Source organism: Ruegeria sp. BA12 (assembly GCF_056539625.1).
This window is the reverse complement of record NZ_JBQFVF010000001.1, coordinates 75579-88418: the sequence shown is the minus strand read 5'-3', so window position 1 is coordinate 88418 and position 12840 is coordinate 75579. Positions and strand designations below refer to the sequence as shown.

The following is a 12840-nucleotide window of genomic DNA, read 5'->3' as shown; positions in this document are numbered from 1 at the left end:
GGCCATAGGGCCAAGCGCTTGTCGGGATCGTCGGAATTCGCCGGGGCGAATTCGACGTGCTTACATCATGCCGCCCATGCCGCCCATGTCAGGCATGCCGCCTGCAGGTGCTGCGCCTTCTTTGGCAGGCTTGTCTGCAACCATTGCTTCGGTGGTGACCAGCAGGCCAGCAACCGATGCCGCATCTTCCAGAGCGGTACGGACAACCTTTGCCGGATCGATCACGCCGAACGAGAACATGTCACCATATTCTTCGGTCTGTGCGTTGAAACCGAATGCTGCGTCAGCAGATTCACGGACTTTGCCCGCAACAACCGCACCGTCAACACCTGCGTTCTCGGCGATCTGGCGCAGCGGCGCTTCGATGGCTTTGCGAACGATGTTGATGCCAGCGTTCTGGTCAGCGTTTGCACCTTCCAGAGTTTCCAGTGCTTTACCGGCCTGAACCAGAGCAACACCACCACCGACAACAACGCCTTCCTGAACAGCAGCGCGTGTTGCGTTCAGAGCATCGTCCACACGGTCCTTACGCTCTTTCACTTCAACTTCGGTCATGCCGCCGACGCGGATAACGGCAACACCGCCTGCCAGTTTGGCAACGCGCTCTTGCAGCTTTTCACGGTCGTAGTCGCTGGTGGTTTCTTCGATCTGAGTGCGGATCTGAGCAACACGTGCTTCGATCTCGGCTTTCTCGCCAGCACCGTCGACGATGGTGGTTTCGTCTTTGGTGATCTCGATTTTCTTGGCGGTGCCCAGCATGTCCATGGTGACGGACTCGAGCTTCATACCCAGATCTTCCGAGATAACCTGACCGCCGGTCAGGATCGCGATGTCCTGCAGCATGGCTTTGCGGCGATCGCCGAAGCCCGGTGCTTTGACAGCAGCAATTTTCAGGCCGCCGCGCAGTTTGTTGACAACCAGAGTTGCCAGCGCTTCGCCTTCAACGTCCTCAGCAATGATCAGCAGCGGCTTTTGCGACTGGATCACCTGCTCGAGCAGCGGAACCATCGGCTGCAGCGAGGACAGTTTCTTTTCGTGCAGCAGGATCATGCAGTCGTCGAGTTCTGCGATCATCTTGTCTGCGTTGGTGACGAAGTAAGGCGACAGGTAGCCACGGTCGAACTGCATACCTTCGACAACATCGGTCTCGGTTTCCAGACCTTTGTTTTCTTCGACGGTGATGACGCCTTCGTTGCCAACCTTCTGCATCGCGTCTGCGATCTGCTGGCCGATTTCGGCTTCGCCGTTGGCCGAGATGGTGCCAACCTGAGCAACTTCTGCCGAGTCTTTGACTTCGCGCGAGGCGTCTTTGATGCCTTCAACAACCTTGGCGGTTGCCAGGTCGATACCGCGCTTCAGGTCCATCGGGTTCAGGCCCGCTGCAACCTGCTTCAGGCCTTCGCGAACGATTGCCTGCGCAAGAACGGTTGCGGTGGTGGTGCCGTCGCCGGCTTCGTCATTAGTGCGGCTGGCGACTTCTTTCACCATCTGCGCGCCCATGTTTTCGAACTTGTCTTCCAGTTCGATTTCCTTGGCAACCGAAACACCGTCTTTGGTGATGCGCGGTGCGCCAAAGGATTTGTCCAGAACCACGTTGCGGCCTTTTGGGCCCAGGGTCACTTTGACAGCATCGGCCAGGATGTTCACACCTGACAGCATGCGGTTGCGGGCATCGGTGTCGAACTTGACGTCCTTAGCAGCCATATTGTCTCTCCTTGAGAAATAAGTTGGAAATGAAGATCAGAGAAGCGCGCGGCTTACTCGATGATCCCCATGATGTCGCTTTCTTTCATCATCAGCAGCTCTTCGCCGTTGACCTGAACCTCGGTGCCCGACCATTTGCCGAACAGGATCTTGTCACCGGATTTTACAGCCATTGCGATCAGTTCGCCGCTGTCCTTGCGTGCGCCTTCGCCGGTTGCAACGACTTCGCCTTCGCTGGGCTTTTCTTTAGCGCTGTCAGGAATGATCAGCCCGCCTGCTGTTTTTTCTTCGCTTTCGGTACGGCGAACCAACACGCGGTCATGAAGCGGTTTCAATGCCATCTTTGCAGCTCCTTGGGCTCAAAGTTTATTTATCCTCCCCTCGCCGGATGGCGAGGCGTTAGCACTCGGGTGATGAGAGTGATAACGACGCATAGCTAGGGGGTCGCAAACCCCGAGTCAACAAGCTGTGATGGATTTTTTGCAACCGGGCTCAGTCAGGCTGTTCCCAGCTGTAAGCCCAGTGTTTCAGACCGTCCTGCCCGGCGGCGGTCAGGTCGTAGACGCCCTTTTCCACCTTACCGAACCAACCGTAGTGATTGTCGCGCATCAGGCGAGTGGCCTCAGGAACGCCGGTTGCCTTTGCGACTTCGGACCCTTTGGTTGCCCCACATTCCGCCAGATGTGCCGCGCATTTCAGGGCGTCCTGACGATAGGCCGTGACGATCCCGTGTCGCGTAGCGCCGCCTGCATTGGGATCGCCCTCAAGCCGGTCGAACTCACGCAACAAGCGCGAAGTCTTAGCCTTGGACTTGCGCGGTGCGTACGGGCCGGGATCACATTGCACCTCGACCTTGCCATCGGCCCGCACGGTGATCAGCCCCAACCCCAGCCGGCGACACAGCGCCAGATTGTCCTTCAGCGCCCGACGCGCGCTGCGGCCTTTGGGCTTGCACACCCCGATGTAAACCTGATCCGTCACTTTCAGCCGTGTGATCGCCTGATGGAACAATGCCAGCGAAAACCGCAGCTTAAGCTCGACGATGACCGGTTCTTCGCCATCCCGCACGGCCACGATATCAGCCGCGCCAACCTCGCCTTTGACGGAATAGCCCTGACGCTCTAACAGCGCCTTGATGGGGGGATAGAGATCCTGCTCGCGGTTCATGTTTGCATGCTATGCGATTTGCGGCGGAATGCCAGACGCCAGGCGCAGCTTTCCAATCGGCCTTGCACCCATTCACCTGCCGAGGCAGTGTTTCAGCAACTCTGATTTCAAAGGAAATTTCCACATGCGCATAATTCTGCTGGTGATCTGCCTGTTGCTGCCCGTCACGGTTCACGCAGCTTGCGAGGGGCGCGATCTAAAGGGCGAATTGTCACCTGCAGCCCACGCCGAGCTGAAAGAAACCCTGACCAACGTCCCATTTGCAGAAGGCAACCACTGGATCGCAACAAAGGGCACAACGGTGCTGCACCTGATAGGTACGATGCACCTGAACGATCCGCGCATGGATGTGATTGTCGCAAACCTGACGCCAACACTCAGCCAAGCCGATGCATTCTATTTCGAAGTAACCCAAGACGAGATGAAGGCCTGGGAAAAGGAACTGGCTCTGGACCCGAGCCCGATCTTGATTACGTCCGGCCCCACCTTGATTGACCTGCTACCCGAAGAGGCTTGGACAACCCTGTCTTCCGCCCTAGCCGAACGCGGCATACCCAGTTGGATGGGAGCGAAAATGCGCCCCTGGTTTCTGGGCATGACTCTGGCCATGCCTACATGCCTACTTCAGGACCCGAACGCCAATCATGGGCTGGATGCGCGTCTGACCGTTTTAGCCGAAGATCAAGGCATCCCTCAATTTTCGCTGGAGAGCATTGAGGAACTGATGACCATGTTTGAACTCCACTCGATTGAAGAACAGGCGGAATCGCTAGCGCGGTGGGTCAATTCGTACGAAACCAGCGACGACCAGCTGGCCACCATGACAAACTCATATTTCGAGGAAAATCACGCACAATCCATCGAACTAGGCCGTATTTTGGCGCGAGAGCATTCTGGTATGTCGCCCGAAGTGTTTGACGAAGAATGGCAGGCGTTCGAACAGCACTTACTGGTCGGGCGAAACAACAATTGGATGCCGAGGATTCTGGACATTCAAGATCAGACCGCAGTGATCGCCGTGGGGGCTGGACATCTAGGCGGTACTCATGGATTGCTGAACCAATTGCAACAGGCTGGATATTTCTTGACCCGCGCGCCTTTCTGATCGCACTCGGCGAAAGACAGACCAACCGTCGCAGCGAGGATTCTGCCGGGTGACAACCCCGGCGGACCGCCCTATAAGGCGCGCAAATTATCATCCTCAGGACGCTGACATGACAACCCTTGTATTTGGCCATAAATCTCCCGACACCGACTCCACAGGATCACCCATCCTGTGGTCGTGGTACCTGAACGAAGTCATAGGCGAACAGGCCGAGCCCGTTCTGCTGGGCGAGCCCAACACCGAAGCCGCGTTCATGCTGCAGCGCTGGGACCTGTCCAAGCCGCGTATCATCGACGACGTCGAAGCCGACGCGCCGGTTGTCATCGTTGACACCAACAACCCGGCCGAACTGCCCGCCAGCATCAACAGTGCCGATATCCAAGCCATCATCGACCACCACAAGCTGGTCGGCGGCCTGAAAACCAAAGGCCCGATCGACATCACCGTGCGCCCGCTGGCCTGCACCGCCACCATCATGGTCGACCTGATGGGCGACGACGCAGCCAAGATGCCCGACGCCATCAAAGGCGCGGCGCTGACTTGCATCCTGTCGGATACCTTGGAGTTCCGCTCGCCCACAACCACTGCGCATGATCGCGAAGTGGCCGAGAAACTGGCTGCTGAACTGGGCCTAGACGTATCGGCTTATGCCGCCGACATGTTCGCGGCAAAATCGGATGTATCGTCCTTCTCAGACGCCGAACTGATCCGCATGGACAGCAAAGAATACGAGGTCGACGGCACCAAGTTCCGCGTCTCGGTTCTGGAAACCACGGCCCCCGGCGTCGTGCTGGACCGCAAGGCTAGCCTGGCGGACTCGATGGTCAGTGTGGCCAGCGAGGACGGCGTCGATCAGGTGCTGCTGTTCGTGGTCGACATTCTGAACGAAGAGGCCACTCTGCTGGTGCCGAACGATCTAGTCAAAGGCGTGGCCGAGAAAAGCTTTGGCGCATCGGTTAACGGCGACGCCGTGGTCCTGCCGGGCATCATGAGCCGCAAAAAGCAAATCATTCCGAACCTCAAGGTCTGATCTTTAGATCTTTCCAAAGAAAAGGCGCCCAAGTGGGGCGCCTTTTTTTGTTGAGGCATAGGATTTGCGCGACCCGCTTCCATTGCTACTCTGGTCAGGAGAGCAAGTAGCGGATCAGTTCCGACATATGAGTACACGCAAGTTCAGCACCACCCGAGACATCTTGCGGTTTGAAGGCAAGGACAGAGCAGCCTATTGGCGGCGCTTTGCGATGCTGCTGACCCTATCGGTTGTGATCGCTACGATGGGCATGCTTCGCGATTCAGGCGCGGTGGTGATTGCCGCAATGCTGGTGGCGCCGCTGATGGCTCCCATATTGGGCGTGGCGGCGGCTATGGTCATGGGGTGGCTGGGGCGTGCGTTCTATCTGGCTCTGATTGTCTGCGGTGCGGCCATTCTTTGCGTATTGCTCGCGTGGCTCTTGGTCTATGTCGCAGATGTCCCGCGCGGCATCCTGATCCCTGATCAAGTCTTGGCCCGGACCGACCCCGGAACCGAGGACCTGATTGTCGCTCTGGCCGCAGGCGTCGCCGGTGCTTACGTGCAAATCAACCGCTCCGAAGCCAGCTTGCTGCCCGGCGCGGCCATCGGCGTGTCACTGGTGCCGCCCCTGTCCGCCTCGGGCGTTCTGCTGTATTTCGGCGAACCGGGCGAGGCGTATGAGGCCGGGTTGTTATTCGCCACCAACCTTGGCGCGATCATCCTGTCCGCCTGCGCGGTTTATATCGTGTACGCGGCCCGCTCGATGGTCTTCAGCAAAGGTCGCCGGAAACTGAACTTTACCGCCAGTGTGACTGTGACATTGGCCTTTCTGGCTCTTGTCGTTTTGCAGTTGGGTAAATCCACCTATAATCGCTATCTCGAAACCCGAACCGAAGCTCAGGTCGCACAAGCCATCCGCGATTGGGCAGACCCGGTGTCGGTCGAGGTCATCCGCATTGACGTAAACGCCAAACGCAAGCAGGCAGATATCTGGCTGATCGTCGACCTGCCGATTGAAGCGGCTTACAAAGTCTCCTCGGTCGCTGGATTGCTGCCAGAAAGCCTGCGCGAGACACCTTTGGTCGAAATCCTTCAAGATCAATTGGGTCCGGGCTATCTGGTGGTGGTGCGGTTCCAAAACAGGATTGGCGCGCAAGTCATTCTGGGCACTGATGCCGTCCAGCAGGCGCCGGATGTCGACGAGATCAGCGAAGAAAACTGACCGACACAGCCATTTAACGGCGGCAATTGGCATTGCGGGATGGTCAAAGCCCGTCAGCTTTGCAATAGCTGACGCAACCTTGCATTCAACTCGCCCGAGGTCCTCAATGACTCAGATCGTCCACGCCCTGTCCGACATATCCGACCGCTACAAAGCACTGTTCGTTGACCTTTGGGGCTGTGTTCACAACGGCATCACCGCCTTCCCCGAGGCCGTCGCTGCCCTCAAAGCCTATCGTGCGAAAGGCGGGATTGTCGTGCTGGTGACGAACTCTCCGAAACCCCGCGCGGGCGTTGCCCAACAATTGGTGCAATTCAACGTCCCCGAAGATGCCTATGACACCATCGCCACCAGCGGCGATTCTGCGCGGTCGGCGATGTTCCGGGGCGCCGTCGGGGAAAAGGTCTATTTCATGGGCGAATGGCAGCGCGATGCGGGGTTCTTTGAGCCGCTGAAAATACTGCACCACCCGATCCACATCGAACGGGTCCCGCTGGATGAGGCCGAAGGGATCGTCTGTTGCGGTCCGTTTGATCCGATGGCGGACCCGTCCGTCAACCGCGCGGATTTCCTCTATGCCAAGCAAAAGGGCATGAAGCTGCTGTGCGCCAATCCCGATATTGTGGTCGACCGGGGCGAGGTGCGCGAATGGTGTGCCGGGGCGCTGGCCAAACTGTATACCGAGATGGGCGGCGAAAGCCTGTACTTCGGCAAACCCCACCCGCCGATCTATGATCTGGCCCGCCGTAGGCTGCAAGAACTGGGCCACGACATCCCCGATGGCGACATTTTGGTGATCGGTGATGGCCCCCATACCGACATTCTGGGCGGCATGGGTGAGGGGATTGATTCTCTGTTTATCTCGGGCGGATTGGCTGCTGCAGAAACAAAAACTGAGCATCATCCGCACCACGAATCGCTAACTGACTACATTGCAAGGGAAAATATAAATCCCACCTATACAATCGGTCGCCTGAGATAAGCAGAAAAGGCTTGATTTTCTGCGCTTGCGAAGTAATAAAGTTGCCGAACACGGGCAACATTGATCCTTTTGTTGCTCAACGGATTCAAGTGAGGGCGACATGTTGGACAATCTTCCGCGCGGCACGATCTGTATTGAAGACATCGAAATGGGCATGACCCGTCACCTGCGCAAAGTGGTGACTGACGAAGATATCGAGATGTTTGCGCAGGTTTCGACCGACCGGAATCCGGTGCATCTGGATGATGACTATGCCCGCGACACGATCTTTGAGGGGCGCATCGCCCATGGGATGCTGACGGCGGGCCTGATCTCGGCCGTCATCGGCGAACAGCTGCCCGGCCACGGCACCGTGTATATGGGTCAGTCGCTGAAATTCCTGGCCCCCGTGCGCCCCGGTGACATGGTCTATGCCGAGGTCAAAGTGATCGACATCGACTTTGCCAAGCGTCGGGTGAAACTGGATTGCCACTGCGCCGTAGATGGCAAAAAGGTTCTGGTCGGCGAAGCAATGGTTCTGGCCCCGTCGCGCAAGTTCGACTGATCCAAAGCACAGCTTTACCAGCCTTGTTTCGTTCACCGGCCCGGTCTAGACCCGGGTCGGTAAACAATTTTGACAGCTACTTAATTTGCACGACCCCGCGCAGCGGCAGCACTTTGCTGTGCCAGCTACTAGCCGCCACGGGTTGCGCAGGAAAACCGGATTCGTACTTTCATGCCCCGATCTTGGAAGAATGGATGGCGTATTACGATCTGGATCGCAGCGCGTTTCCGGATACAAAAAGCACCCTGCGCGCAATCTTTGCCGAGGCCATTCACCAGAGAAAAGCCGCTACAGACATCTTCGGATTGCGCCTGCAAGGCAAAAGTCGGGCCTTCTTTCTTCAGCAATTGCGCAGTCTATACCCGACCGCCGGGGATGACCTAGCCCGGCTGAAAGCCACCTTTGGCGAGGTCTGCTTCGTTTACCTTAATCGGCGCAACAAGCTGGAACAGGCTATTTCGATTGTGAAAGCCGAACAGACCGGATTGTGGCACCGCAACGCAGATGGGACCGAGTTGGAGCGTCTCACCCCACCTGCCGACCCGGTTTACGATCCGATCGCCATCGCCCGATACATGGCTGAACTTGAAGAAGGGGATGCGGCCTGGCGTGACTGGTTCGCCGCGCAGCAGATCACGCCGCATATCATCCATTACGAACAACTTGAAAACGATCCAATTGGCGTTTTGACCGATGTACTATACCTGCTGGGGATCGATCCCGCGCGGGGTGCCGAGTTCACGCCCGCCACAGACAAGCTGGCAGACTCGACAAACCGGGAATGGGCCAGACGTTTTTTGGCCGATCATCCCACACACTGACAATGCAATCAGATGCTTGAACCCGAACCGCAGTCCCGTTAGGCAGATGCTATGCGCATCATCCGTGATTTTCAGTTCATCGAGCCTCAGGACCGCGGCGCCAGCGTGGCGATCGGGAATTTTGACGGCGTCCACATCGGCCACCAGTCTGTGATCGAACTGGCCCGCAATGCCGCGCCGGATGCGCCTTTGGGGGTGATGACCTTTGAGCCGCACCCACGCGAGTATTTCGCACCCGCAGCCCCGCCTTTTCGCCTGATGCGCTGCAATGCCCGAGCGCACCGGCTAGAAAAGCTGGGTGTCAAGAAATTGTATGAACTGCCCTTCAATTCCGCCCTTGCCGGGCTGACTCCGGAAGAATTCGCGTCGAACGTGATTTGCGACGGGTTGGGCCTTTCGCATGTGGTTGTCGGTGCCGATTTCTGTTTCGGCAAGGGGCGCAGCGGTACGGCGGATGATCTGGTTCGGTTCGGTCAACAAATGGGCTTTGGCGTCACCATCGCACCTTTGATGGAGCGGTCCGAGAATATCGTGTCGTCCACCGCGATCCGTACAGCGCTGACCGAAGGCCGCCCTCGCGATGCGGCAACCATGCTGGGCCATTGGCATCGGATCGAGGGTCCGGTGATCGGCGGCGAACAACGTGGCCGCGAGTTGGGCTTCCCGACCGCCAACATGTCCATCGAAGGTCTGCACCCGCCAAAATTCGGCGTCTACGCGGTGCTGGTCGATGTGTTGGACGGCCCGCATCAAGGCAGCTATCAAGGCGCAGCCTCGGTCGGGACGCGGCCAATGTTTAAGGGCGAAGTGCCGAATATCGAAACCTTCCTGTTCGACTTTTCAGGCGACCTTTATGGTGCGACCCTATCGATTGGTCTGGTTGAATATCTACGACCTGAATTGACCTTCGACGGGCTGGACGGGTTGATTGCACAAATGAACTCTGATTGTGACAAGGCCCGAACACTGCTGGCGACGCTATGACCGCCGATCCTATTGATCGCACTGGCCTGAGCCCCCGGTTCTGGGAACGCAAACCCCTAACCAAGATGAACGAGCAAGAGTGGGAGGCGCTTTGCGACGGCTGCGGCAAGTGTTGTCTGAACAAGCTTGAAGACGAAGACACAGGCGAGGTGGCCCTGACCTGCGTCGCCTGCCGTCTGCTGGATGATGAGACCTGCCGCTGCACCCAATACGATATCCGCCACCAGTTCGTGCCGGAATGTATCGTGATGAAGCCCGACAATATCGACGATCACGCCTATTGGCTGCCGCAAACGTGCGCTTACAGGCTGTTGTGGGAAGGGAAACCTCTTTACGACTGGCACCCATTGATATCAGGTACGCCGGACAGTGTTCACGCTACCGGAATCTCGGTTCAGGGGCGCACAGTGTCCGAGTTCGAAACACCCATCGAAGAATGGGAAGACTATATCATCGAGGAGCCCAGCTGATGTATTTTGCCTCTGACAATTCCGGGCCGGTCCATCCGCAGGTCATGACCGCTTTGAACGAAGCAAATCAGGGCTATCAGATGGCCTATGGGGCCGACACACTGATGAATGAGGTGCGCGATCGAATTCGCGGCATCTTTGAAGCGCCCGGTGCTGCGGTGTATCTGGTAGCCACCGGAACGGCGGCAAACTCGCTGGCATTGGCAACCCTGGCACAGCCGTGGGAGACGGTGTTCTGTTCGCCCGTCGCCCATATCCACGAGGATGAATGCAACGCGCCGGAATTCTACAGCGGCACCAAGCTGACGTTGGTACCCGGCGGCGACAAGATGGATCCCGAAGCGCTGCGCCGTTCCATTCTGGCCGAAGAAACCCGCGGTGTGCATGGTCCGCAACGCGGACCGGTTTCGATCACCCAGGTGACCGAGCGCGGCTCGGTCTATTCGCTGGAGGAGTTGCAGGTATTGTGCGGCGTAGCAAAGGAGTTTGACCTGCCCGTCCATCTGGATGGAGCTCGGTTCACAAACGCTTTGGTCGCGCTGAACTGTTCTCCGGCCGAAATGACGTGGAAAGCGGGCGTCGATGCGGTCAGCTTTGGCGGCACCAAGAACGGTTTGATGGGGGTCGAGGCAGTTGTCTTCTTTGACGAATCCAAAGCCTGGGAGTTTGAACTGCGGCGCAAGCGCGGTGCGCATCTGTTTTCAAAACATCGCTATCTGTCCGCACAGATGGCAGCCTATTTGCAGGATGACCTGTGGCTGACTATGGCGCGTAAGGCCAACGCCAATTGTGCCCACCTGGCCGACGGCCTGCGTGCCAAGGGCGCGACCTTCCTGCACGAGCCGCAGGCCAACATGGTATTCGCCCAGTTTTCCCGCGCCCGGCATAGGCAACTGCATGAGGCCGGGGCGATCTACCACCTTTGGGGGGCAGAACTTGACGGGGCAAGTGACGAAGAGACGCTCGCCTGCCGTCTGGTCTGTGACTGGTCGATCAGCAGCGACGATATCGACCGTTTCCTCGACCTGCTTTGACTGGCATGCCGGTCAACCCTTGGCCTCGGTCAGGTGCCGGTCCAGATCATCTAAACGGTCCTGCCCCCAGAACCGCTGGCCATCCTCAGTAATGTAGAACGGCGCGCCAAAGACGCCGCTTTCAACGGCCTCTTCCAGATTGGCGGCATAGGTTTCGGCGCCGACCAGCAGGCCACTGTCTGCCAGATTTGGGTCAAAGCCCGCCTGCGTCAGGCAATCGCGGATCACATCATCCTGTGCGATGTCTTTTTCCTCGGCCCAACAGGCCCGCAGCAAGGACTGGACCAACTTACCTACATCCCCTGCCCCATCCTTCATCGCTGCAATCACCGCATAGGACGACGGCGCCATATTGGTCGGCCAATGCGCCGGTTGCAGATTGAATTCTATTCCCAGGTTCTTGGATTGGCGCAGCAGTTCCTGCGCCCTGTATTCATTGCGCGACGGGTGGCGATCTTTTGGCGGCGTTCCCCCCGTACGCCCGAACAGCGCCATGATATCCAGCGGTTTGTAATTGATCGTCGCGCCATGCTTGGCCGCGACCTCCTCCAGCCGCTCACCTGCCAAATAGGTGAATGGCGAAATTGTCGCAAAATAGTAGTCAATCCGGGCCATGTGCACTTTCTCCGCTGCGTTACCTTTGCTGGACGGTAAGGCCATGCTAAGCGGTGTCAACATCACGAATCTGTCACATTTGCCATTGCTGCCCGGGGACCTCAGCCGATGCCGACACTCAACGAACCCAAGCTTATCGCTGGGAACGCAAATCTTCCGCTTGCCGAATCCATAGCTCGCCGCATGAGCCTGTATCGCGGCGTCGATCAGGGTCTGGTCGATGCGAGAGTTGAACGGTTCAATGACGGCGAGATTTTCGTCGAAGTGTTCGAAAACGTGCGTGGCGAGGACATGTTCATCGTCCAGCCAACCTCGAACCCCGCCAATGACAATCTGATGGAGCTGCTGATCATTGCCGACGCGTTGCGCCGGTCATCGGCCCAACGGATCACCGCTGTTATCCCCTACTTCGGTTATGCTCGACAGGACCGCCGCACCAAGGCCCGCACGCCGATCAGCGCCAAGCTGGTGGCCAACATGCTGACCGGTGCAGGGATCGAGCGGATCCTTACCATGGACCTGCACGCAGCGCAGATTCAGGGGTTCTTCGATATGCCGGTCGACAACCTCTATGCCTCGCCAATCTTTGCACTGGATGTAAAACACCAGTTCAAGAACAACCTGGATGAACTTATGGTTGTCTCGCCCGACGTGGGCGGTGTGGCCCGTGCACGTGAACTTGCCAAACGCATCAGCGCTCCCTTGTCGATCGTTGACAAACGACGCGAAAAGGCTGGCGAAGTGGCAGAAATGACCGTGATCGGCGACGTCAAAGACAAGATTTGCCTGATCGTGGACGACATGTGCGACACTGCCGGCACGTTGTGCAAAGCGGCTCAGGTACTGATGGATAACGGTGCGAAAGAGGTTCACTCTTACATCACACACGGCGTCATGAGCGGCCCGGCAGTCGAACGCGTAACCAATTCGGTAATGAAGTCGTTGGTGCTAACCGACACGATCCAGCCAACCCCAGAGATCGCAAAAGCCAAGAACATCCGCATCGTACCAACGTCTCCGATCTTCACGCAGGCGATCCTGAATATCTGGAACGGTACCAGCGTTTCGTCGCTATTCGAAGACAAGACCTTGATCCCGATCTACGAGTCTATGTACCACATGGACTAAGTTTGGATCGGGCGGTCCTTTTGGGCCGCCCTTCCCTTTGCAGGCCTCCGCG

14 protein-coding genes are annotated in these 12840 nt (G+C 57.7%); 10 read left to right on the top strand and 4 right to left on the bottom strand.

From position 1 onward, the window contains the following. Positions 1-60: 60 nt before the first annotated feature. The 3 genes from groL to ACR0B0_RS00385 all read right to left on the bottom strand — a co-directional run bounded on the left by groL (position 61) and on the right by ACR0B0_RS00385 (position 2871). Positions 61-1704, bottom strand: coding sequence for a chaperonin GroEL (groL, locus tag ACR0B0_RS00395; protein ID WP_170347837.1), 1644 nt, complete (start codon positions 1702-1704; stop codon positions 61-63). A 53-nt stretch (positions 1705-1757) separates the two neighbouring features. Continuing rightward, complete coding sequence (groES, locus tag ACR0B0_RS00390; RefSeq protein ID WP_170347836.1) at positions 1758-2045, bottom strand: co-chaperone GroES; 288 nt, start codon at positions 2043-2045, stop codon at positions 1758-1760. 151 nt (positions 2046-2196) lie between these two features. Then, positions 2197-2871, bottom strand: coding sequence for a DUF2161 domain-containing phosphodiesterase (locus tag ACR0B0_RS00385; protein WP_170347835.1), 675 nt, complete (start codon positions 2869-2871; stop codon positions 2197-2199). Between the two features lie 124 nt (positions 2872-2995). On the opposite strand from ACR0B0_RS00385, the gene ACR0B0_RS00380 reads away from it, so the two are divergent. The 9 genes from ACR0B0_RS00380 to ACR0B0_RS00340 all read left to right on the top strand — a co-directional run bounded on the left by ACR0B0_RS00380 (position 2996) and on the right by ACR0B0_RS00340 (position 11045). Next, on the top strand, positions 2996-3976 hold the full coding sequence (locus ACR0B0_RS00380; protein WP_170347834.1) for a TraB/GumN family protein: 981 nt from the start codon (positions 2996-2998) through the stop codon (positions 3974-3976). Between the two features lie 109 nt (positions 3977-4085). Then, complete coding sequence (locus ACR0B0_RS00375) at positions 4086-5006, top strand: manganese-dependent inorganic pyrophosphatase (RefSeq protein ID WP_480646002.1); 921 nt, start codon at positions 4086-4088, stop codon at positions 5004-5006. A gap of 127 nt (positions 5007-5133) precedes the next feature. Next, entirely contained in the window at positions 5134-6210 is a 1077-nt protein-coding gene (locus tag ACR0B0_RS00370) for a DUF389 domain-containing protein (protein ID WP_170347832.1), read from the top strand. 106 nt (positions 6211-6316) lie between these two features. Further along, the gene (locus ACR0B0_RS00365; RefSeq protein ID WP_170347831.1) at positions 6317-7192 is read left to right on the top strand and encodes a TIGR01459 family HAD-type hydrolase; all 876 of its coding nucleotides are present in this window, start codon (positions 6317-6319) and stop codon (positions 7190-7192) included. A gap of 100 nt (positions 7193-7292) precedes the next feature. Further along, complete coding sequence (locus ACR0B0_RS00360) at positions 7293-7736, top strand: MaoC family dehydratase (RefSeq protein ID WP_058275996.1); 444 nt, start codon at positions 7293-7295, stop codon at positions 7734-7736. Further along, positions 7658-8557 carry a Stf0 family sulfotransferase gene (locus tag ACR0B0_RS00355; protein ID WP_480646000.1) on the top strand — a complete coding sequence of 300 codons (900 nt, stop codon included), beginning with the start codon at positions 7658-7660 and terminating at the stop codon, positions 8555-8557. The genes ACR0B0_RS00360 and ACR0B0_RS00355 overlap by 79 nt, the downstream gene beginning before the upstream one ends. A gap of 51 nt (positions 8558-8608) precedes the next feature. Beyond that, complete coding sequence (locus ACR0B0_RS00350; RefSeq protein WP_170547941.1) at positions 8609-9541, top strand: bifunctional riboflavin kinase/FAD synthetase; 933 nt, start codon at positions 8609-8611, stop codon at positions 9539-9541. Next, positions 9538-10011: a YcgN family cysteine cluster protein gene (locus tag ACR0B0_RS00345; RefSeq protein ID WP_170547940.1), complete on the top strand. Its 474-nt coding sequence runs from the start codon at positions 9538-9540 to the stop codon at positions 10009-10011. The genes ACR0B0_RS00350 and ACR0B0_RS00345 overlap by 4 nt, the downstream gene beginning before the upstream one ends. Continuing rightward, positions 10011-11045 (top strand): threonine aldolase family protein, encoded by a 1035-nt coding sequence (locus ACR0B0_RS00340; protein ID WP_480645997.1) that lies wholly within the window; start codon positions 10011-10013, stop codon positions 11043-11045. Before ACR0B0_RS00345 ends, ACR0B0_RS00340 begins: the two co-directional genes overlap by 1 nt. 12 nt (positions 11046-11057) lie before the next feature. Here ACR0B0_RS00340 and ACR0B0_RS00335 read toward each other — a convergent pair whose 3' ends face one another. Further along, the gene (locus tag ACR0B0_RS00335; RefSeq protein WP_480645995.1) at positions 11058-11660 is read right to left on the bottom strand and encodes a DsbA family protein; all 603 of its coding nucleotides are present in this window, start codon (positions 11658-11660) and stop codon (positions 11058-11060) included. Positions 11661-11768: 108 nt separating this feature from the next. Between ACR0B0_RS00335 and ACR0B0_RS00330 the strand changes: the two genes are divergently transcribed. Then, complete coding sequence (locus ACR0B0_RS00330; RefSeq protein ID WP_170347825.1) at positions 11769-12788, top strand: ribose-phosphate pyrophosphokinase; 1020 nt, start codon at positions 11769-11771, stop codon at positions 12786-12788. Positions 12789-12840: the final 52 nt, after the last annotated feature.